The sequence below is a fragment of the Afipia sp. GW821-FHT04G03 genome, from assembly GCF_059419985.1.
In genome coordinates, this window is the sequence record NZ_JBWKSV010000001.1 from 121,407 (window position 1) to 141,742 (window position 20,336).

The 20,336-nt window shown below is 60.1% G+C and carries 19 protein-coding genes; 10 read left to right on the forward strand and 9 right to left on the reverse strand.

What is annotated here, in order from left to right; translation table 11 throughout:
• Positions 1–26: 26 nt before the first annotated feature.
• A complete protein-coding gene (locus tag AC07UB_RS00635; RefSeq protein ID WP_492789599.1) occupies positions 27–1,106 on the reverse strand; it encodes a D-TA family PLP-dependent enzyme in 1,080 nt (359 codons plus the stop codon).
• A 306-nt stretch (positions 1,107–1,412) separates the two neighbouring features.
• On the opposite strand from AC07UB_RS00635, the gene AC07UB_RS00640 reads away from it, so the two are divergent.
• From AC07UB_RS00640 to gmd, 3 genes are all read left to right on the forward strand, one after another.
• On the forward strand, positions 1,413–1,910 hold the full coding sequence (locus AC07UB_RS00640; protein WP_492792633.1) for a hypothetical protein: 498 nt from the start codon (positions 1,413–1,415) through the stop codon (positions 1,908–1,910).
• Between the two features lie 240 nt (positions 1,911–2,150).
• Entirely contained in the window at positions 2,151–3,305 is a 1,155-nt protein-coding gene (gene lptF / locus AC07UB_RS00645) for an LPS export ABC transporter permease LptF (protein WP_492789597.1), read from the forward strand.
• Positions 3,306–3,355: 50 nt separating this feature from the next.
• The gene (gene gmd / locus AC07UB_RS00650; protein ID WP_492789595.1) at positions 3,356–4,438 is read left to right on the forward strand and encodes a GDP-mannose 4,6-dehydratase; all 1,083 of its coding nucleotides are present in this window, start codon (positions 3,356–3,358) and stop codon (positions 4,436–4,438) included.
• Positions 4,439–4,467: 29 nt separating this feature from the next.
• On the opposite strand, the gene AC07UB_RS00655 is transcribed toward gmd, so the two are convergent.
• The gene (locus AC07UB_RS00655) at positions 4,468–5,001 is read right to left on the reverse strand and encodes a winged helix-turn-helix transcriptional regulator (RefSeq protein WP_492789594.1); all 534 of its coding nucleotides are present in this window, start codon (positions 4,999–5,001) and stop codon (positions 4,468–4,470) included.
• Between the two features lie 245 nt (positions 5,002–5,246).
• On the opposite strand from AC07UB_RS00655, the gene AC07UB_RS00660 reads away from it, so the two are divergent.
• Together AC07UB_RS00660 and AC07UB_RS00665 are read left to right on the forward strand one after the other, a co-directional pair.
• Positions 5,247–5,885, forward strand: a complete 639-nt coding sequence (locus tag AC07UB_RS00660; protein WP_492789592.1) for a 2-hydroxychromene-2-carboxylate isomerase — start codon at positions 5,247–5,249, stop codon at positions 5,883–5,885.
• Between the two features lie 71 nt (positions 5,886–5,956).
• Positions 5,957–7,156 carry a CaiB/BaiF CoA transferase family protein gene (locus AC07UB_RS00665; protein ID WP_492789590.1) on the forward strand — a complete coding sequence of 400 codons (1,200 nt, stop codon included), beginning with the start codon at positions 5,957–5,959 and terminating at the stop codon, positions 7,154–7,156.
• Positions 7,157–7,208: 52 nt separating this feature from the next.
• Here AC07UB_RS00665 and AC07UB_RS00670 read toward each other — a convergent pair whose 3' ends face one another.
• Positions 7,209–7,886, reverse strand: coding sequence for a glutathione S-transferase family protein (locus AC07UB_RS00670; protein ID WP_492789588.1), 678 nt, complete (start codon positions 7,884–7,886; stop codon positions 7,209–7,211).
• A 1-nt stretch (position 7,887) separates the two neighbouring features.
• Positions 7,888–8,631, reverse strand: coding sequence for an SDR family NAD(P)-dependent oxidoreductase (locus tag AC07UB_RS00675; protein ID WP_494652537.1), 744 nt, complete (start codon positions 8,629–8,631; stop codon positions 7,888–7,890).
• A 231-nt stretch (positions 8,632–8,862) separates the two neighbouring features.
• On the opposite strand from AC07UB_RS00675, the gene AC07UB_RS00680 reads away from it, so the two are divergent.
• The 5 genes from AC07UB_RS00680 to AC07UB_RS00700 all read left to right on the forward strand — a co-directional run bounded on the left by AC07UB_RS00680 (position 8,863) and on the right by AC07UB_RS00700 (position 14,523).
• Complete coding sequence (locus tag AC07UB_RS00680) at positions 8,863–10,419, forward strand: class I adenylate-forming enzyme family protein (RefSeq protein WP_492789584.1); 1,557 nt, start codon at positions 8,863–8,865, stop codon at positions 10,417–10,419.
• Positions 10,420–10,485: 66 nt separating this feature from the next.
• On the forward strand, positions 10,486–11,229 hold the full coding sequence (locus AC07UB_RS00685) for an SDR family oxidoreductase (RefSeq protein WP_492789582.1): 744 nt from the start codon (positions 10,486–10,488) through the stop codon (positions 11,227–11,229).
• Positions 11,230–11,241: 12 nt separating this feature from the next.
• The gene (locus AC07UB_RS00690; RefSeq protein WP_494652534.1) at positions 11,242–12,423 is read left to right on the forward strand and encodes an acyl-CoA dehydrogenase family protein; all 1,182 of its coding nucleotides are present in this window, start codon (positions 11,242–11,244) and stop codon (positions 12,421–12,423) included.
• 21 nt (positions 12,424–12,444) lie between these two features.
• On the forward strand, positions 12,445–13,575 hold the full coding sequence (locus tag AC07UB_RS00695) for an acyl-CoA dehydrogenase family protein (protein WP_494652532.1): 1,131 nt from the start codon (positions 12,445–12,447) through the stop codon (positions 13,573–13,575).
• Positions 13,576–13,773: 198 nt separating this feature from the next.
• Entirely contained in the window at positions 13,774–14,523 is a 750-nt protein-coding gene (locus tag AC07UB_RS00700; RefSeq protein WP_494652530.1) for a hypothetical protein, read from the forward strand.
• An 83-nt stretch (positions 14,524–14,606) separates the two neighbouring features.
• Here AC07UB_RS00700 and AC07UB_RS00705 read toward each other — a convergent pair whose 3' ends face one another.
• From AC07UB_RS00705 to AC07UB_RS00725, 5 genes are all read right to left on the reverse strand, one after another.
• Positions 14,607–15,335 (reverse strand): DUF1236 domain-containing protein, encoded by a 729-nt coding sequence (locus AC07UB_RS00705; protein ID WP_492789574.1) that lies wholly within the window; start codon positions 15,333–15,335, stop codon positions 14,607–14,609.
• Between the two features lie 128 nt (positions 15,336–15,463).
• Complete coding sequence (locus AC07UB_RS00710; protein ID WP_492789572.1) at positions 15,464–16,726, reverse strand: O-antigen ligase family protein; 1,263 nt, start codon at positions 16,724–16,726, stop codon at positions 15,464–15,466.
• Positions 16,727–16,820: 94 nt separating this feature from the next.
• Positions 16,821–18,371 carry an undecaprenyl-phosphate glucose phosphotransferase gene (locus AC07UB_RS00715; RefSeq protein ID WP_494652527.1) on the reverse strand — a complete coding sequence of 517 codons (1,551 nt, stop codon included), beginning with the start codon at positions 18,369–18,371 and terminating at the stop codon, positions 16,821–16,823.
• A 114-nt stretch (positions 18,372–18,485) separates the two neighbouring features.
• Positions 18,486–19,619, reverse strand: coding sequence for a glycosyltransferase family 4 protein (locus AC07UB_RS00720; protein ID WP_492789569.1), 1,134 nt, complete (start codon positions 19,617–19,619; stop codon positions 18,486–18,488).
• A 2-nt stretch (positions 19,620–19,621) separates the two neighbouring features.
• Positions 19,622–20,278, reverse strand: coding sequence for a polysaccharide biosynthesis/export family protein (locus tag AC07UB_RS00725; protein ID WP_492789567.1), 657 nt, complete (start codon positions 20,276–20,278; stop codon positions 19,622–19,624).
• Positions 20,279–20,336: the final 58 nt, after the last annotated feature.

Genomic DNA, 20,336 nt, shown 5'->3' on the forward strand with positions numbered 1-20,336 from the left:
GCTTTGCTGCGAGGTTTCTCTGAAAACTATCGCAGCTTGCCGCGCGCCGCGATTGGCAGGATGCCGACGATCTCATCGCCGCGCACCATTACCGCTTCGTCCGACATGTTCACCACAACGCACACATGGTTGGGCACGATGCGAACGACATCGCCGACCGCCGGCCGGGTGTTGCTCTTCGTGAGGTCGAGAAAGCCATGTTCCTCGGCGAACCGCGCGATCTTCGCTTCCGGGTGTTCGAGGATCAGTCCGTAGCCGTCGAGCCCGCCGGTGTCAGCGGTCAGTGTCTTTGAACCTGCGTCGAGGATGCCGCGATCGGGCGCCGCGCGGCTGACCACGGTGGAATAAACGTGCAGGGCGCAGTCGTCCCACGATGCGACTCCGGCGGCGACCTGCATCCGGTCGTTGTAAATATATGTTCCGGGCCGGTGCTCGGTCGCGCCCTTCAGTTTTCCGACATTCTTGAGGTTGGGCGATCCGCCGGTCGAGACGATGGCGGGATCGAGTCCGATCTGCCGAAGGCCTGTCAGCGTTTCATCGTAAAATCGCTGCGCATCGCCCCAGCCGGTCTCTGTTGGATACATCAGCAGCCCTGCGAACGTGAGACCCGGCGCGTCGTCGATCTGGCGCGCGAGCGCGATGGCTTCCGCGGGTGTTTCAACACCGGCACGCTTGCGGCCCGTATCGCACTCGATCACGACCGGCAGCGCACGGCCCGCTGCTGCCGCTGCCACCGGCAATCCCGAAATGACGACGGGATTATCCGCGGCAACTGTGATGCTGGTGTTTGCCAGCAGGCCCCCTAGACGGGCCATCTTTTCATCGCCGATCAGATTGTAGCTGATGAGAATGTCGTCGATGCCGGCCGCCGCCATCACCTCGGCTTCACCCAGCTTCTGACAGGTGATGCCTTTTGCGCCGGCCTTGATCTGGAGCTGTGCGAGGAGCGGGCTCTTGTGTGTCTTGATATGCGGCCGGTTGGCGACGCCGGCTGCATCGCAGATTGCCTGAACGCGGGCGATGTTGCGTTCGACGCGATCCATGTCGATGACGAGCGCAGGGGTGCCGAATTCTCGGCTGATTTTTGCGGCGAGTGGGCTCGTCAAGGAGGCTTCCTCGTTTGACGGCATGGAGAGCCGGGCATTTGTCCAGCCTCCTGCCGATGATTCCGGCTAGCATTCGCCCAAGCATTGAAGGCGGCTGTCCACTGCAATACGGCAACTTTCGGGCTTTGCGAAGGACGGAGTCGGATTCACAAGCGTTTGATTGTGAGGCGGAAACCTTGCCGTTTCAAAATTCGTCCTTATTCGAGACAGATGATCGGGAACCGTTACCGCTTCAGCAAGGTTAGCAGGCGGATCCGGGATTCAGCCGGTTTATCTCTCGATGGGGCATGTCAGATGCGAGGTATGATGTTTTCGTTTGAATCGATCGGACGGTATACGGCTGTTGCCGCTATTTTTGGATTGTCACTCGTCGCGGGCGGCGCTCTCGCCCAGTCCGCTCAGCCATTTGCCGGAATGGCGGGCGTCTGGTCGGGGAAGGGCAATATCTCGCTGGAAGGAGGGGCGCGTGAAGCGATCCGCTGCAAGGCGACGTATGCTGTCAGACAGGACGGTAACGCCCTTCAACAGACGCTGCGCTGTGCCAGCGATAGCTACAAGATCGAGCTGACCAGCAATGTCGTCTCGAACGACGGCAAGCTGACGGGGACCTGGAGTGAGGCGACGCGCAACGTCAGCGGCGACGTTAGGGGCTCGACGGCCGGCGGCCGGTTTCAGGTGGTCGTCAGTGCCGGTACTTTCTCCGCGGACCTGGTTCTGAACACGCGCGGCAACTCCCAGTCGGTCGTGATCCGTTCCGAAGGGGGCGAGTTCAAGGGCGCCAACATCACGCTGACACGTAGCTGAAAATCCAACTCAAGGGCGGGCACCATTCGGGTGCCTGCGGCGGGACAGGCGGCAGGTTTGGCCGGCGGACGGTGTCGACCGCCCTGATCTTGCCGCCGCAATCGGCTGCCGCCTCGCGGTGACGGGGATTTTCCTCCCGGTCCGATGCAATTTTAGATGAAGACAGCAGGAAATATGCGATATAGCTCAAGATGATAACTGCAATCGGCCCGCCTCCTGCGGGCCGTCGCCGGAAGCCATATGAGCGCTATCGACCGCTACATTGTCCGAACAACGTTGATGGCGTTCCTGCTGGTCCTCGTCTCGCTGACAGGGGTCATATGGATTACGCAGGCGTTGCGCGGCATCGATTTGATGACGGGGCAGGGTCAGTCGATCCTGGTTTTCCTTGGCGTCACGGGTCTGGCAATTCCGCTGCTCGCCATGATTATTGCGCCACTCGCGCTGCTGATCGCGGTGATGCACACGCTCAACCGGCTCGCGACCGATTCAGAAATCATCGTGATGAACGCGGCGGGCCTGTCACCGGGCAGGTTTCTACGGCCGTTCATGATCGCGACTTGCATCGTGAGTTTGCTGGTCGCCTTTCTTTCGATCTATCTCGCGCCGGAATGCCTGCGCGCGCTGAGGAAGTGGCAGACCGAAATCGGCGCGGACGTGCTGACAAACATCCTGCGCCCCGGTGAATTCCAGAAACTGGGTCCGCTGACCATCCGCATTCAGGGCCGGCAGCCAGGTGGGCTTCTCGTCGGAATTTTCATCGACGATCAGCGCAACCCGGCGGAGCGGATCAATATTCTCGCAGACCGCGGCACGGTTCAGAAAAACGAGCGAGGCTCTTTTCTGATTTTGCAGGAAGGCAATCTGCAGCGCTTTGAAACCGGCAAGCGTGACCCGGCGCTGGTCGCCTTCAACAGCTATGCGTTCGATCTTTCCCAATTTTCCAATGTCGTTCAGAGCGTGACATACGGCCCTCGCGAGCGATCGATGGGAGACCTGATCTCACCACCGGAGGACGATCCGGTATTCAAGCGAGTGCCGGGCGAATTCCGCAGCGAACTGCATGACCGGATTTTTGCGCCGATCTATCCCTTTGTTTTTGTCCTGATGGCGTTTGCCATTCTCGGCGCGCCGCGTACCACGCGGCAGAACCGGAATTTCGCCATTGCCCTTCTCGTCGTCGGCATTCTGGTGGTGCGCATCGCCGGATTTGGTCTCTCGACGACATCGAACTCGCAGCCTGTCGCGGTCCTGGTTCAATATCTCATGCTGGCGGCGGTGGGGGCGGGAAGCCTCTGGCTCATTCTGCGGGGCGTGATTATCGATGCGCCCGCCAATCTACTTGCGCCAGTTAACGCGTTATTCAATCGTGCGGCGGCGCTACGGCCGCGATAAACAATCTTTAATCTGTTATTTCCAATATTTTGAAGCGCCTTGGAGTGAACGTGCCTACCGAAACATCAGACAACAAGGTTGCCCTCATTACCGGCGTGACCGGACAGGACGGAGCCTATCTCGCCGAATATCTGCTGGGAAAGGGATATACGGTCCATGGCGTCAAGCGGCGCTCCTCATCGTTCAACACCGCTCGCGTCGATCATCTCTACGAAGATCCACATGTCGAGAATGTCCGCTTCCTGCTGCACTACGGCGACATGACTGACTCGACGAATCTCATTCGTCTCATGCAGCAAATTCGCCCGACCGAAATTTACAATCTCGCCGCACAAAGCCATGTGGCCGTGAGCTTCGAGAGCCCGGAATACACGGCCAACGCCGACGCAATCGGCGTGCTTCGGTTGCTGGAGGCAATCCGCATTCTCGGATTAGAAAAGATAACCCGCTTCTATCAGGCATCGACGTCCGAGCTCTACGGGCTGGTTCAAGAGGTTCCTCAGAAGGAAACGACGCCGTTCTATCCGCGCTCGCCGTATGGCGTTGCCAAGCTTTATGGCTACTGGATCACGGTGAATTATCGCGAGGCCTACGGGATGCACGCCTCGAACGGCATCCTGTTCAATCATGAAAGTCCGATCCGTGGTGAGACGTTCGTCACGCGGAAAATTACGCGCAGTATCGCACGCATTGAAGTCGGACTCGAGGAAACGCTCTATCTCGGCAATCTCGACGCCAAACGCGATTGGGGCCACGCGCGGGATTACGTTGAGGGCATGTGGAAGATCGTGCAGGCCGATGCGCCGGATGATTATGTTTTGGCTACCGGCGAAACACGTTCGGTTCGCGAATTCGTGGAGGTCGCGCTTTCCGAGGTTGGTCGCAAGATCGATTGGCGCGGTGAGGGCGTCGATGAAGTCGGGATCGATCCCAAAACCGGCAAGATCGTGGTGCGCGTCGATCCGACGTACTTCCGTCCGACCGAAGTCGATCTCCTCATTGGCGATGCAACGAAGGCTCGTGAAAAACTGGGCTGGACGCCGACGGTCGGCTTTTCACAACTCGTGAAGGAAATGGTTCAGAGTGATCTCGCCATTGCCAGGCGCGAAGCCGCCGATGGACGCAGGACCTGACCTGATCGCCTGACCTGACCAAGCTACGATCAGGCGGCGCGACCGGCCGCCTTGCTCTTGGCTGATTTTGCTTTCGCGGTTTTGGCCGGCTTTTGAATCTCGACGACCTTCGGCCGGGCGCCCGGACCGGGGTGGACGTGGACTTCTTTCGCCAGCAGCGGTTCGTTGCATTCCGAGCAGATCATCACCGGGTTAAAGTGCTTGCCGCACTTCTGGTGTTCGTGGAGCAGGGGCCGGCCGCGCTCGTCCACCATGTGAATGTCGCCCCAGTGAACGATGGCCATCATGATCGGGTAGAGATCGAGGCCCTTCTGGGTCAGGATATACTCGTGCCGCTTCGGGGACTCCTGATAGGGCACGCGGCGCAGCACGCCGAGGCGAACCATCTTCTTGAGACGTTCGGCCAGCAGATGGCGGGTGATGCCGAGGGCCGACTGGAAGGCTTCAAACCGGCGGGTCCGCAGGAAGCATTCGCGCAGGATCAGCAGGCTCCAGCGGTCGCCAATCACGCCGATGGTGCGGGCCATGGAGCATGGCTCCTCTTCAAGTTCATCCCATCTCATGGTCAGTCTCCGATTCGTCCACAGCGCGGTTCTCAAATCATATTCATAGCCTGCTGCAGCCCCATTCTAAATAGGCACTGAGTTGGACAAAAGTCCTAATTCTCGCCAGTTTGGATCAAAATCGCATACAGAGCCGTCAGAATTGACAGTTCGATTTTAGAACTCTATGAATGACCTATCGCCCGGACAAGGGTGGCCGGTCTAAAAGCACGCTGTATAGCGAGCGTCAGAGGAGGAGAACTGCGGTGGCTAAACCCTTGAAAGTCGAGTTTCAATTCGATTTCGGCAGTCCGAACGCCTACCTGGCCGAGAAGGTTCTTCCGTCCATCGAGAAGCGCACCGGCGTCAAGTTCGAATACGTCCCGGTTCTGCTTGGCGGCATCTACAAGGCGACCAACAACATGTCGCCGTTCGACTCGCTGCGCGGCATCAAGAACAAGCCCGAGTATCAGGCGCTGGAAACCGAACGGTTCATCCGCCGACACAATATCACCGGTTTCAAGCCGAATCCCTTTTTTCCCGTCAACACGTTGATGTTGATGCGCGGCGCTGTTGCGGCCCAGTTCGAGAACGTATTCGAGCCTTACTTCCGCGCCGCCTATCATCACATGTGGGAAGAGCCGAAGAAAATGGACGACGTCGAAACCTTCCGCAAGGCGTTCATTGCCTCCGGTGTCGACATCGACAAGTTGATCGCACGCGCCCAGCAGGACGACGTAAAAAAGAAGCTGATTGAGGTTACGACCGACGCGGTGAACCGCGGCGCGTTCGGCTCGCCGACTTTCTTCGTCGGAAAGGAAATGTTCTTCGGCAAGGACCAGCTTCGCGATGTCGAGGATTCGATTGTCGCGCAGCTCGGCGGGGCAAGCGCGAAGTCAGCCTGATCGCGATATTTGTTTAAGCCTAACGGCGAGGCGGATCGCAGCCGCATTGCCAATCAACAGGGAAGAAGCAAATGCCCGGTCCCCTTCACGGTGTGCGCGTTCTTGATCTGACGGCGGTGGTGTCGGGTCCCTACGCGACGATGTTTCTGGCGGATCAGGGCGCGGATGTGCTGAAGGTCGAGCCGACTGGCGGCGACGGCACCCGCCGAAGCCGGAACTTGATCGACGCGGCCGGAGAGTTCTCCGCGCTGTTTGTGTCATGCAATCGCGGCAAGCGCTCGCTTTCGATTGATATCAAGAGCGAAGCAGGCCGCGAGGTGTTGGCCAAACTCGCGGCGCAGGCAGACGTGTTGGTGCAGAACTTCCGTCCCGGCACAATGGAGCGCCTCGGACTCGGTCATGATGAGTTGCGGAAGAAGTACCCGCGGTTGATCTATGTTTCGATCAGCGGGGTCGGTGACAGTGGTCCTTACGTCAAGAAGCGGGTCTACGACCCAATCGTCCAGGCGCTGTCGGGCTTTGCCGACATCCAGTCGCAGCCGGTGACGAACCGGCCGCAAATGATCCGCACCATCGTCTGCGACAAGACAACTTCGGTGTTCACGGCACAGGCTGTCTCCTCGGCGCTTTATGCACGCGAGAAGACCGGTAAGGGCGATTATATCCAGGTCGCCATGCTGGACACCATGATCTCTTATCTGTGGCCGGAAGGCATGATGCAGTACACGGTCGTGGGCAAGGAGACGGCGGTTGGCGATCCGAACGATCGGCCCGATCTCGTGTTCCAGACGCTGGACGGATACATCACCGCTGGCACCATTTCGGATTCCGAATGGCAGGGCTTCTGCAAGGCGTCGGGCGATCCGGAGCTTGTCAAAGACGAGCGGTTTGCGACGCCGAGCGCGCGTTTTATCAACGCTACCGCGCGCATCAACAAGATGCAGGAATACATTTCCCAACGCACCACCGCTGAATGGCTGGAACGTTTGGATGCAGCGGATGTGCCGTGTTCGCCAATTTTGCGCCGTGGCGAAATCATCGGCAACGATCAGGTGGTGGCGCGCGGTCTTATCGAGGAATTCGACCAGCCGACGGTGGGCCGCGTGCGTCAGCCGAAGCCGGCAGCGATCTTTGAAGTCAACGCCGCGTCCATTGGCGGACCCGCGCCGCGTGTCGGCGAGCATTCCCGCGACGTGTTGCGCGGTCTCGGCTACAGCGACAGCGCCATCGACGCCATGGTCGCCGACAAAGCTGTCAGGGTGGCAGTCTGACGAGATCTGCTAGGCTGCAGAAGTTGTCTGCGGTCCTTAACAGACCAGAAAATCACGCGGGACGGACAACCGGTTCGCCGGGAGCGGGCGGAGTATTCGCGATATTCGCACGCTGATAGCCCGGCCGCTGCTGAATGCGCTTGAGATAGGGCTGGGCGTTGTCACAGATGCCGACGCCGTAAGCGATGGCCCAGTCGAGGCATGTCGTCAGCAGAATATCCGCGCTCGTAAACTGATCGCCCATCAGAAACGTGCGGCCATCGTCCAACGCGACTTCGACGTGACGCAACTGCTCGCGGAAATATTCGCCCGCCTTGGCGGTCACTTCCGGCGCGACGCCGTAGATATGGCCAAGCGCATCGGCGCCGTGCCTGCGCATGACGTACAGGCTGGTGGAATCGAGTTCGGTGACGATAAAGAAGCACCACTCCAGCCACTTCGCGTAGGCCTGCTTGTCCTCCGGAATCAGGGATTTGTCCGGACTGCCATACGTTCGCGAGAGGTAAGCGACAATGGCCGCGCTTTCGCCGATGCAGAAATCTCCGTCCTGGAGCAGGGGGACTTTCTGCCGCGGATTGAGCTTGGTGTAGGCCTCGGTCTTGGTCTCGCCGGTGCGAGGACCGATGGCGCGGGTTTCGTACGTCAGCCCGAGTTCGGCCAGCGCCCAGTGCGGCCGGATCGTTCGGCTGGTCCCGACGCCCCATAAGACGAGATGCGGAGCGGCGGCCATCTCACCAAGTCTCCACGGAGGGACGCAGATCGAGTTCGTGCGTCCAGCCATCGCGCGCCTGTTGATGCGCGAACCAGTAAGCGTCGGCGATGGACGAAGTTTTGGTCAGGCTATCCGGCGGAATATCGCTCGCTTCGATTCCCTTTGCGGCCTTCATGCGCAGATGGATCGCTTCACTGTCGACAGCGGCGTCGATCAGCAGATGAACGACATGAATGTTCCTCGGTCCGAGTTCGCGGGCCATCGATTGCGCGACCGCGCGAAGGCCGAACTTGGCCGACGAGAATGCCGCGAAACCTTTGCCGCCGCGTACGCTTGCGGTGGCGCCGGTGAACAGGATGGTGCCGTGGCCGCGTTGCGTCATATAGCGCGCAGCTTCGCGTCCGACGAGAAACCCCCCATAGCAGGCAAGTTCCCATGCCTTGAAGAACAGCTTCTCGGTGGTTTCCAACAGCGGCTTGTTGACGTTGGATCCGGCATTGTAGAGGCAGACCTCGATCGGCCCGATCTCTTTTTCAATCCGGGCGAACATGGCCTGCACGTCGGCCTCCTGACGGGCATCGACGCTGATGGCGTGGACGTCGCAACCTTCCGCCTTCAATTCATCGACGAGTCCCTGGGATTTGGCGGCATCGCGGCGGGCCACGCAGACCTTGTATCCGCCCCTGGCGAAGCGTCTGGCGACCGCTGCCCCGATGGCATCACCCGCACCCACCAACACGGCCACGCCTTTGGTTCCAGCCAAGGTATCCTCCCATATAGTTCTTATTTAGTACTTTCATTCATAGCGACCGTGAGCGATGTTGTAAACCGGCGCCGTCGCTGCAATGCCGCTGAACACCTTGCATTTAACAGCGCGCACATCAGATTTGTGCCGCGTTGCATCAAATGCGATTGACTAGTTCCAAAAAAGAACGTTAGTTTGCGTTGTCGAAGGTCGCCCCTGAAGCGGCCGGACATTGCCGGGGAGGTTGAATTGGCAAGCGCAGCACAGACCATAGACGTCGCTGACATTCTTGAAGACATGCCGGAACGTTTGCATCAGGCAATGGATCGGGCGCTTGCCGTGAAACCAGGTCATCCAGCGCTCGTCGATGGCTCTGTCACATGGTCGTACCGGCAGCTTTCCGAATCGGTTCAGCAAATTGCGGCTGCGCTGCGAACGCTTGGCGTCCGGCCCGGCGATCGGCTGATGATCGTCAGCGAGAACTCCATTGCGCTGGCGGGCCTGCTGCTCGCCGCCAGCCGGATCGAGGCGTGGGCGATCGTCGCCAACCCCCGGCTGTCGCCGCGTGAGCTCGATCAGATTCGCGATCACAGTGGCTCGCGGCTAATGTTTTTTACGGTGGATGCTTCCAAGGAAGCTGCAACCCACGCCGAACGGGTTGGTGCGACCATTGGCAATGTTGGTCCTTTGGAAAATATCGGCATCGGTCCGCTTAATGAAACGACGTCCGCCGAACCGGTGCAGGCCGATCCCGCAAAGCAGGTCGCGGTTCTGATCTACACGTCTGGAACGACCGGGACGCCCAAGGGCGTGATGCTGACCCATGAAAATCTTCTGTTCAGCGCAAAAGCCATCGCGATGTTCCGGAAGATGGACGAGCGGGACAAGGTTTATGTGGTGCTGCCGATCTCTCACATCGTCGGCATTTCGCTTCTTCTCCAGACGCTGATGGTCGGCGGCACGGTTCAACTCGTCAGCAAATACGATCCCGCCGCGACTGCAAAGGCGATAGCCGAGGATGGCGTCACCATTCTCAATGGCGTGCCCGCGACCTTCCAGCGGTTGCTGGAGTACAAGACGTTGCAAGGCATCGACAAGATAAACACAGGCGCGCTGCGCATGATCACCGTCGCCGGCGCACCGCTCGACCTCGATCTCAAGCACCGCGCCGAGAAGGAATTCGGTCTGTCGCTGCTGAATGGCTACGGCATCACCGAATGCTCGCCCGGCATCTCGGGCGTTCGGCTGGATTCGCCGCGGCCGGATCAGGCGGTCGGCAAGCTGATGTCCGGCGTCGAGGCTCGCATCGTCGGCCGTGACGGCGCGATCATCACCGACGGAACGGTGGGCGAGCTTCATGTGCGCGGACGCAACGTCATGCTCGGGTACTATCGGTCGCCCGATCTGACCGCGAAAGCGATCGACAAGGACGGTTGGTTTAACACCGGAGATCTGGCGCATTTCGACGGCGATTGTCTCTTCATCGTCGGCCGGACCAAGGAAATGATTATCCGGTCCGGCTTCAACGTCTATCCGGCGGAAGTGGAGGCGGTGCTCAATTCCCATGATGCTGTGGTTCAGTCGGCCGTGGTGGGCCGCACGGTGGACAGCAACGAAGAAGTGGTGGCTTTCGTTCAACTGATGACCGGATCGAAGGTCACGCCCTCCGAACTGATGGCATATGTCAGTCCGCAGCTCACGTCCTACAAGCGGCCGTCCCAGATAGTAGTGCTGGACGCGTTGCCGGCGACATCGACCGGCAAAATTCTCAAACACAAACTCGCTGAGTCGCTGCGAGACGCGTGACGTCGCGACGCGGGTCCTTAGGATTCGTGATGAATTTCAAACCTAACTCTTGCCGGGAGAAAGATCTTGCAGAAACGAAACGCGACAGTGGCTGTGATCGGAGCCGGAGATTTCATCGGCGGCGAGATCGCCAAGAAATTCGCGGCTGAGGGATTCACCGTGTTCGTCGGCCGGCGTCAGGGCGAGAAGCTTGCGCCGCTGGTGAAGGAGATCGAAGCGGCGGGCGGCACGGTATTCGCGCGTTCTCTGGACGCCCGGAAGGAAGATGAAATCACCGCTTTCATCTCCGATGCCGACAAGCATGCTCCGCTGGAGGTCTGTATTTTTAATATCGGCGCCAATGTCAATTTTCCGATTCTCGAGACCACCGAGCGTGTATTCCGCAAGGTCTGGGAGATGGCGTGTTACTCGGGCTTTCTCGCCGGTCGCGAGGCAGCGCGCGTGATGTTGCCACGCGGCAAGGGAGCGATCTTTTTCACGGGTGCGACCGCAAGCCTGCGGGGCGGTTCGGGTTTCGCCGCCTTTGCCAGCGCCAAGTTCGGCTTGCGCGCCGTGGCTCAATCGATCGCACGCGAACTGGGTCCGAAGAACATCCACGTCGCTCATCTCATCATCGACTCGAGTGTTGATACCGAGTGGGTTCGGCAACTGATAGCCAATCGCGAGGGCAAGGACGCGATCGCTAATCTCGATCCGAACCGTCTAATGCGCCCGGCGGCGGTCGCTGAAACCTATTGGCAGCTTTATCAGCAGCCGCGCGATGCCTGGACATTCGAGACGGAAATCCGCCCGTTCGGCGAGAAGTGGTAACGGAGCCGTCCGATGGAGCTGAAGCTTTCCAGCGAAGACGCCGCATTCCGCGATGAGGTGAGGGCATTCATCGCAGAGAACTATCCGTCGGAAATGCGGGTGCCCAATCCGGAAACGGATTTGACCAAGGAGCAGTCGATGCTCTGGCACAAGATCCTTCACAAGAAGGGCTGGATCGCGCCGCTGTGGCCGAAGGAACACGGCGGACCCGGCTGGTCGATCACACAACGCTTTATCTGGGAGCAGGAAACGACCCGCGCCGGGACGCTTCCGCCATTGGCGTTCAGCGTGACCATGGTTGGACCCGTCATCTATACCTACGGCAACGAGGCGCAGAAAAAGAGGTTCCTGCCGCGGATTTTGTCCGGTGAAGACTGGTGGTGTCAGGGCTATTCCGAGCCGGGCTCCGGCTCCGATCTCGCGTCGGTCCGCACCAAGGCGGTGCGCGAGGGTGACCATTACGTCGTCAACGGCCACAAGACCTGGACCACGCTCGCCCAGCACGCCGACTGGATCTTCTGTCTGGTGCGAACCGACCCGGCCGCCAAGGCGCAGGCCGGCATTTCCTTCCTGCTGATCGACATGAAGACACCCGGCGTCACTGTGCGTCCGATCATCACCATCGACGGCTCGCACGAAGTCAACGATGTGTTTCTCGAGAACGTCCGCGTTCCGGCCGAAAACCTGATCGGCGAGGAGAACAAGGGCTGGACCTATGCGAAATTCCTGCTCGGCAATGAGCGGACCAGCATGGCGGGCATCGGGCGTTCGACCCGCTATCTCAACAAGCTGAAGAAGATCGTGAAGACGGAGATCGGCGAGGACGATCCGGCGTTCGGCGAATTCACCAAGGATATCGCGCGCGTCGAGCTTGACGTGCTGACGCTCGAAGCCACCGAGCTTCGTGTGGTGGCACAGATGTCGCGCGGCATCGATCCGGGACCGGCAGCGTCGCTGTTCAAGATCAGGGGCACTGAAATCTTCCAGCGCATCACCGATCTGACGCATCGGGCCATCGGCAATTATGGTCTCGCGCTTCGGGAACACCCGGTCAGTGCAAACATCTTCATGCCGGGGCCTGCCGACGGCCATACCGCGCCTGAAAAATACCTGAACGCGCGCAAGCTCAGCATTTACGGCGGATCCAACGAGATCCAGCGCAACATCATCGCGAAAGCGGTGCTTGGACTTTAACAGCGTCGCACGAGGCATCCGGTGGATATTCAGTTTACGGAAGAACAGGAACTCCTGCGCAGTAGCGTCCAGCGGTTGCTGCGCGATCAGTACAGTTTCGAGACGCGCCGTAAGATCGTCGCGACCGAGGAGGGCTGGAGCACGAAGCATTGGCGCGCGTTCGCCGAGCTTGGCTTGCTGGCCGCGCCGTTTTCGGAGGCCTCTGGCGGCCTCGGCGGCGGTCCGTTGGCGACCATGATCGTGATGCAGGAATTCGGCCGCCATCTCGTGGTCGAGCCGTATTTCGAGACTGTCGTGCTGGCCGGCGGTCTGATTGAGAACAACGGCACGGAGGCGCAGCGCGCGGACCTGTTGCCGCCGATCATGGCGGGCGAGGCGGTATGGGCGCTGGCATGGGCTGAAGGCAAGTCGCGTTACGATCTCAACAACGTCGGCACGATCGCGAAACGCGACGGCGACAACTACGTTCTTGCCGGGGCGAAGGCCGCGGTGATCGGCGCGCCGTGGGCCGACAAGCTGATCGTCTCCGCGCGAACCTCAGGCAGCCAGCGTGACAGCGCCGGCGTCAGTCTGTTCATCGTGGACCGCCAGTCGGCCGGGCTTCATCTGCAGAGCTTCAAGACCATCGATGGGCGGCGCGCGGCAGAAATATCGCTTCAGAACGTCAAGGTTCCGGCAAGCCGCCTGCTTGGCGCTGAAGGCGAGGGTGTCGCGGCCCTCGAAGCCTGCCGGGACCGCGCAATTGCGGCGCTCTGCGCAGAAGCGACCGGCGCAATGGATGTGCTGAACGCTGCGACGCTGGATTACACCAAGACCCGCAAGCAATTCGGTGTGGCGCTCGGGACTTTCCAGGTCTTGCAACACCGAATGGTCGATATGTTCATCGCACTGGAAGAAGCGACGTCGCTGTCTCAGCATCTGAACCTGACCGTGGCCGAAGGCGATCCGCAGGGTTCGAAGCTTGCATCCGGCGCAAAGTCGAGGATCGGCGAGGCCGCGCGCTTCGTCGGCGAACAGGCGATCCAGCTTCACGGCGGCATGGGCATGAGTGACGAACTCAACGTCGGTCATTATCTCAAACGCATCGCGTCCATCAACATTCAGTTCGGCGATCCCACATACCATCTCCTGCGCTACGCGCGGGCTGGCTGAAGCCGCTCATGGGGTTGTGAATCCGGTAGTCTCCCTGACTTGGCCCGGCCGTCGAACGGCGCCGGGCTTTTTGTTTTAGGTACCGGGCTCCGGGCGGGCCGGAATCAACTTTCGTGCGGACAGAACAAAACGCCTGTTGATGCGTTGTAAAGTGTCGGCCAGCATTGGAGTCGATACTGATAACCATTGGGTGCGGTCTTGTTGCGACGCAAAAGCATTGCCTTTGCCTTCGGAACAGTCGTCGTATTTTCCGGCGGTTTGGCCTCCGGTCAAACCAGTCAAACGGCCGCTCCGACTGCTCAAAATTCTCAAATCGATGAGACAAAAACCCAGTCGACCGGGACAATTCCGGCGCGACCGGAAGCCATTCCCGCAACCCCGACGCAACCGGCAGAACCAGCCGCAGTCCCGCCAGCCGCGGTGCCGCTGACCCCGGCCGAGCAGAAAGCTGCCGACAACAAGGCCGCGCTGGATGCGCTGCTCGCTGAAGCGAGCGCGCTGAGAGCCAATTATGAAAACAGCCGGCGAGGCAGGAATAAAACGCCGGTTTCACTGTCCGCTTTCCGGAGCATGGAATTACGTCTCCAGATGGCGGCCGCAGCTGATCCCGCGAACACGCAAGCCAGCGATATGGCTAACGCCATGCGTATGGCTCAATACGAAATCCTCCAGCCGTCCGTGCAAATCGCCGCCATCGCTAACCGCGAGCTTTATGTCCACGAGATGGCCAAGCAGATGCACGACGGCGGGATGAGGGTTACGGCGTCCGGTCGCGGAAACAGCACGGTGCGCTTTGTGTCACCCCAGATGACGAAGCAGATGGCCCTGCAACTGGTGGAGACCGCGAAGATTCCCGAGCAGGCAAGAGCATTGCAGTTCAGGCGCGTGGTATTCAGCAGCGGCAGGCGGTCATGGACCTACGATGTCGCGCGGGGACGGCTTCGCTAAAAGCTTCATGAAGGCGGACGTCGGTTAAAAATAAGGGCCGGTTAATCAGACCGGCCCTTCTGCTTGTATCGTGTCCGCGATGCTTACGCGTCGAGAACCGCGACGATTTCGAGCGTCCGGGGGTTCACGACGACGATCTCACTTCCAACAAGGAAGAATTCATAGCCGCGCCAATCCGGATAGATCGTGATGATCTCGGTCGGAAGGGGGTGGAATCCGATGTTTCTCGGAACCCGCGTGCCGACGGAGATCGAGAAGTTGACGTTGGTCACAGGCTTGATGTTCTGCTTGGTGATCGACGTGCGAATGGTCGTGCGCTGTTCGGTTGTCAGCTTCGCGCTCGCACCGGCCTGTCCCGTGGTCGTTCCGGACTTGCCTTCGGCGGCGTTCTTTTGATCGCTCTTCATGCCATCCTTTTCGGCGGCATTTTTCTGACTGTTCTTCATGCCGTCCCTTTCGGCAGCATTCTTCTGATCAGCCTTCATGCCATCCTTCGTCGTCTCGGATGCGGCCTTGCCACCCTTTTGGTCTTGGGTGGTTTCAGCGCCCTTGGACTTCATGCCATCCTTGGCGTTGTCCTGTGCGCGCTGGGCATTGCCGCCTTCGCGCTGACCGCCCTTCATGCCATCGCTATCGCCACGGTTCATCGGCGCGGCCCTGTCGGCGGCCCCACCACCGGGGCTTGCGGAAGGCGCGGATTGCGACGCTGCAGGGGCATTCTGCTGCCCACCACCGGGTGTTTGCGCCGAGGCAATTCCAGCCGTGCCGATCAGCAAGGCCATAGCGGTCGTCATCAAATAGCTTCTCTTCATAGTGTCCTCCTCGTTATGTCTACCCCGCACCTTCAACGAGAAGCGGCCCCCTCTGTTCCAGAGGAATACGCCTGTATTGCGTGAATGGGCATTCATTGAGGAACCAACGGAAACCTGTGCGCGAAGAACTACTGCGCCAGCGCCGGTTGCTTGCTGGTCTGATAGTTATGAGCATGAGCGGCTGCGAACATCGCCCACATGATGCCCAGCATCATCCAGAAATGACGCCAGTGATCGACGTCGATGATGAAGGCCTCGAAGAACGTGCCGAGAAATGCGGAGAAGACGGCGAGATAAGCCCGCTGCCAGGGCACGCGAACGAAGATGAGCTTGAAGCCCATGATGACGGTGATGAACGTCAGGGCCGGATAGCAGATACCCGAGATCCAGCCGCCCGACATGAATGCATTCAGGAATGAGTTGTGGGTGTCCTCGGGAAAAAATTTCGTGAACTGAAGGGGGCCGATTCCCATCGGGAGTTCGAGCGCCATCTGGAAGCCGAGCGCATGTCGTCCGAAGCGCCCGAACCGGCCGCCGTCGTAGCTCTGATTGAAGCTCGCGCGCTGCTTGAAAAGATCGTTGACGGAGTCGAACGAGAGAAGCACTGCGAGGAGCAGGATCACGCAAATGACGGCCGCCGCCGTTACCGTCACGATCTGCCTTCGCTGGGCCCGTGAAGGTGTCGTGAGATACATCAGCGTCAGCATGAACGCGGAGCAGAGTACGAGTTGACCCCACGAGGCTCGCGAAAACGCCAGCAGCACGGCAAGGCCGACAATGCCGAGACCCATGGCGCTGCGGAGCGATTTCCAGAACGACTGTGTCACCACGGTTTGCAGCAGGAAGAGCGCGGGCAAAATCAAATAGGCGCCGAGGACGTTCGGATCCTTGAACGTGCCGCGCGCGCGGCCATAAAGCGTGAACAATTCGTGCAGACCGCCGGGCACGAGACGAAAGTATCCCGCGATGCCGGCTAGAGATGCGATCAGGGCGCCGGCGATCAGGCCGCGGCGGAGAAACTCAAGCCGGCTTTCGGTGTTCTCGGACAGCACCATCGCGAAAAACAGGCAGGTGATGGTCATGTACCAGGACGTGAGAATCCAGTTCACGATCTCCGACTTATCCATCAAGGATGAGGAGCTGATGGTGTAACCGATGTTCAGTACGAACAGCAGGATCAGCAGCGGTATGAAGACCGGACGCATGCGCAGACCGGTCGCAAAGAAAAAGATGACCGAAGCCAGTGTCGCAAGTTCGTAGGGACTGGGTTCGATTAGGACAATCGCGCCGCCCGCGCCGACGGCCCACATCAAAGCCCCCTGGACCGCCGCGATGCCGGGCGGCGTCGCAGTCGCAGGAAGCGTGTAGTCTGCTGCTGCGATTGAAGCCATGCGAAGCAAAATCTCCACGCGCGGCCCGCGCGTCAGTCCAATGATGTGAGCATGATGTTGTCGAAAACCGCGGCGCGCTTTCCGGCGTCAGGCTCTAGTAAGCGTTTTCACCCTTGATGAGGGCAAACGGCGTCTTGAAGAGAATGTACAGGTCGAACAGCACCGACCAGTTCTCGATATAATACAGGTCGAACTCGACGCGTTTCTGGATTTTCTCTTCGCTGTCGACTTCGCCGCGCCAGCCGTTGATCTGCGCCCAGCCGGTGATCCCGGGCTTTACGCGATGACGCGCGAAATATCCGTCGACGGCCTCGTCGAACAGGCGGCTTTGCAACTTGCCCTGAACCGCATGTGGACGCGGACCGACCAGCGAGAGGTTACCCTTGAAGACAACATTGAAAAGTTGCGGCAGCTCGTCGAGGCTTGTTTTGCGGATGAATCGCCCGACCCGGGTGACGCGTGTGTCGCCCTTGGTCACGACCTTCGCGGCCAACGGATCGGCCTGATCGTGGAACAGCGAACGGAATTTGAAGACGTCGATACGCTCGTTGTTGAAGCCGTAGCGCTTCTGCATGAACAGCACAGGGCCGGGGCTGTCGAGCTTGATCGCAAGCGCGACCAGCGCCATCACCGGTGCGAGTAAAATAAGGGCGATCATACCGACCGCGCGATCGAACGCCGCCTTCAGCACCATATCCCAGTCGGTGATCGGCTGTTCGAAAACATCGAGAGTGGGGACTTCGCCGAGATAGGAATAAGAGCGCGGCCGAAAGCGCAGTTTGTTGGTGTGCGCCGATAGCCGAATATCGACTGGCAGCACCCACAGCTTTTTCAGCATTTCGAGAATGCGCGTTTCCGCAGAGATCGGCAGGGCAAAGAGCACGAGATCGATCCGGGTGCGCCGGGCAAACTCGACGATGTCGTCTATTTTCCCGAGTTTCGGTTCGCCCGCGCAGGTATCGAGAGCGCGGGAGTCGTTGCGGTCGTCGAAGACGCCGAGAATCTGGATGTCGGAATCTTCCTGCGCCTTGAGCGCGCGGATCAGGTTTTCGCCGTTTTCGTCGGAACCCACGATGATCGTCCGGCGGTCGAGCCGGCCCTCGCGTGCCCAGCGGCGGACGAGCGCGCGCAGCACCAGCCGTTCCGCAAACAGCGCGGATAATCCTGCGAAGAAAAATCCGGAGAGCCAGACGCGCGAGATCGTGCCGCCCAGTTTCGCGAAGAACGACGCGCCTATGAACAACAGAAAAACGAAAGCCCATGATGACGCCATGCGCGTCATCTGTCGCAACTGCCCCCGGAAGATCTGGACGTCGTAGATTTCCGCGGCCTGAAAACTGACGACCGCGCAGGCGGCGACCGCGAAGACGGCTCCGGTGTATTGCCAGGAGAAGCCATCGAGGGGCATCACGTAAGCCAGATAGAGCACGAGGCCGACCGTGCTCAACAGCGCGAAATCCACGATCCGGACGATGCCGCTGATGACAACCGTCGAGTAAGCTTTTCTGACCTTCTCGTTGGCGACCGCCAGCGCGGCCGGCGACAACCGCTTGCGGCGTTCCTGTTTCGGCGCGCCTTCGGCAGCGTCCATCGTGGCTGCCCCGGCGGCAGCGCTCATCATCGTTCGGACGTCGATCGGTTCCACTGCAAATGTTCCGTTGCTGGCCGTCATGTGGGGAGAGGCCAAGAGGAACCAACGGTTCCCAGCCTCTTGCCTAGCCAACAAATCGGAAGAATTAGTTATCTCGATAAAGCAAGGTTAACGCGCGTTGAACGCGTCCCGATATCCGTTGAGAACACCTTCAACCATCGCCTTCTGGGAGAAGTTGACGAAGATGCGTTCACGCAGGCTTTTGGCGCGCTCGCGCGTGGCGTCCATGTCGCCGAGCGCCGTCTCGATCGCGTCCGCCATGGCGCCGACACTGTTTGCCACGAAAAGTCCGTCCGTGTGAGGTCCGAGGATTTCGGGAATACCGCCGACGCTGGCGGCGATCATCGGGATACCGGCGGCGGCCGCCTCGATCACGACATACGGCATCGAGTCGCCACGCGAAGGCACGACCAGCACCTTGCCTTTCGAGAAACCGTAACGTGCCCTGACATGACCGATGAAGCGCACGGCATCCGCGACATTCAGCCGCTTGATGAGATCCTTGAGCGCTTCTGTCTCTTCGCCATCGCCGGCCAGTGTCAGCGTGACGGGTTTGCCGTCTGCCCGCAGCCGCGCGACTGCCTGGATCAGCAGGTCGGCACCCTTGATCTCCCGGAATTCGCCGACATAGACGAGGTCGGTCGCATCGTCCGCCACCGTCACCGGATCGAACTCCGATGCGGTCACGCCGTTGAACACGCAGCGCACCAGACCCGCAGGCCTGCCGATTACGCGCTGATAGGTATCGCGCGCGAACGCGCTTTCGAACAGAAACAGCTCTGTGCGGTTCATGAGCGCGCGTTCCATCCGCGCATAAACCTTGCCCTTCAAGGTGCCCGGCGGATAGTGCAGGGAGCCACCATGTGGCGTGTAGACCCGGATCGCTTTTTTCGATTTGCCTTTCAGGCGCACGAAAGCGCCTGCTTTTGCGCCGTGCCCGTGCAGGACATCCAGCTTGAGCGACCGCGCGAGGCGAAGGAAATGCAGGGACGCCACGGTATCGATGGGGTGCGGCTCGCGGCGGATGGCGAGACGGTAGACCCCGAGTTTGAGCTTCGGGCTGATTTCCTTGAGTGCGGTATCGGCGCGTTCGCCACCGGTGAGGCTGTCAGCGAGAATTCCGACGTGATGTCCGCGCTCGGCCTGTCCGACCGCAAGATCGAGGATGTGACGGAAGATACCACCGACCGGCGCGCGGACCGCGTGCAGGATACGAAGGGGCGAACTGGAAGTCTCAGGCATCGTCAGAACCACCGCTCGGCGACAACGACCGTGTCCCCGGGTTTCAGGAGCGTACCAGGCGGTACGACAGCCTGAGCGGTACCACTTTCGCCCATGCGGGTTAATTTGATGCTGCCACGTTGCGCGCGTGGTGTGAAACCGCCGGCAATGGCGACAGCGCTCTCCACCGTCATGTTCGGCACATAGGGATACTGTCCGGGAGCCGCCACTTCGCCGAGAATGAAGAAGGGGCGGTATGTCTCGACCTCGGCCGCGACATAGGGTTCACGCAGGTAGCCCGATTTCAATCGCGACGTCACGGCAGCGGCCAGCCCGGCTGGCGTCAGCCCGCGTGCCCGAACCGCGCCGATCAGTGGCATGGTGATCGCGCCACCGGCATCCACGGTGTAGGTGTTGGTAAGGCCTTCCTGGCCGTACACGACGATGCGCAGCCGATCGCCGGCGTCGAGACGGTAGGGTTCATCCAGGGCCGCGTATGCGGAGACAGGCGAAACCGCAGTTGCCGGGACGCTCACGGCGCGCACCGGTTGGACCGTGCCGTAGGCAATCGCATCGAGGCCGCCGGGGTCCATGACGGCCACCGGCGCAGCCGTCCGCATGCAGCCCGATACCGCGAGCGCAAGCATGAAGCAGGTGAGGCGCGCGCAACTGCGCTGCATGGGGAAATCCGGGATAAGTATCGATTCTGATTAAGGACTTTCATGGTTAATAAAGTGT

Coding starts and splice junctions, on each gene's coding strand:
- AC07UB_RS00720 (WP_492789569.1), bottom strand. CDS start 19,619: ATGCCTGAGACTTCCAGTTCGCCCCTTCGTATCCTGCACGCGGTCCGC.
- AC07UB_RS00705 (WP_492789574.1), bottom strand. CDS start 15,335: ATGAAGAGAAGCTATTTGATGACGACCGCTATGGCCTTGCTGATCGGC.
- AC07UB_RS00710 (WP_492789572.1), bottom strand. CDS start 16,726: ATGGCTTCAATCGCAGCAGCAGACTACACGCTTCCTGCGACTGCGACG.
- AC07UB_RS00670 (WP_492789588.1), bottom strand. CDS start 7,886: ATGGCCGCCGCTCCGCATCTCGTCTTATGGGGCGTCGGGACCAGCCGA.
- AC07UB_RS00725 (WP_492789567.1), bottom strand. CDS start 20,278: ATGCAGCGCAGTTGCGCGCGCCTCACCTGCTTCATGCTTGCGCTCGCG.
- AC07UB_RS00655 (WP_492789594.1), bottom strand. CDS start 5,001: ATGAGATGGGATGAACTTGAAGAGGAGCCATGCTCCATGGCCCGCACC.
- AC07UB_RS00690 (WP_494652534.1), top strand. CDS start 11,242: ATGGAGCTGAAGCTTTCCAGCGAAGACGCCGCATTCCGCGATGAGGTG.
- AC07UB_RS00640 (WP_492792633.1), top strand. CDS start 1,413: ATGTTTTCGTTTGAATCGATCGGACGGTATACGGCTGTTGCCGCTATT.
- AC07UB_RS00665 (WP_492789590.1), top strand. CDS start 5,957: ATGCCCGGTCCCCTTCACGGTGTGCGCGTTCTTGATCTGACGGCGGTG.
- lptF (WP_492789597.1), top strand. CDS start 2,151: ATGAGCGCTATCGACCGCTACATTGTCCGAACAACGTTGATGGCGTTC.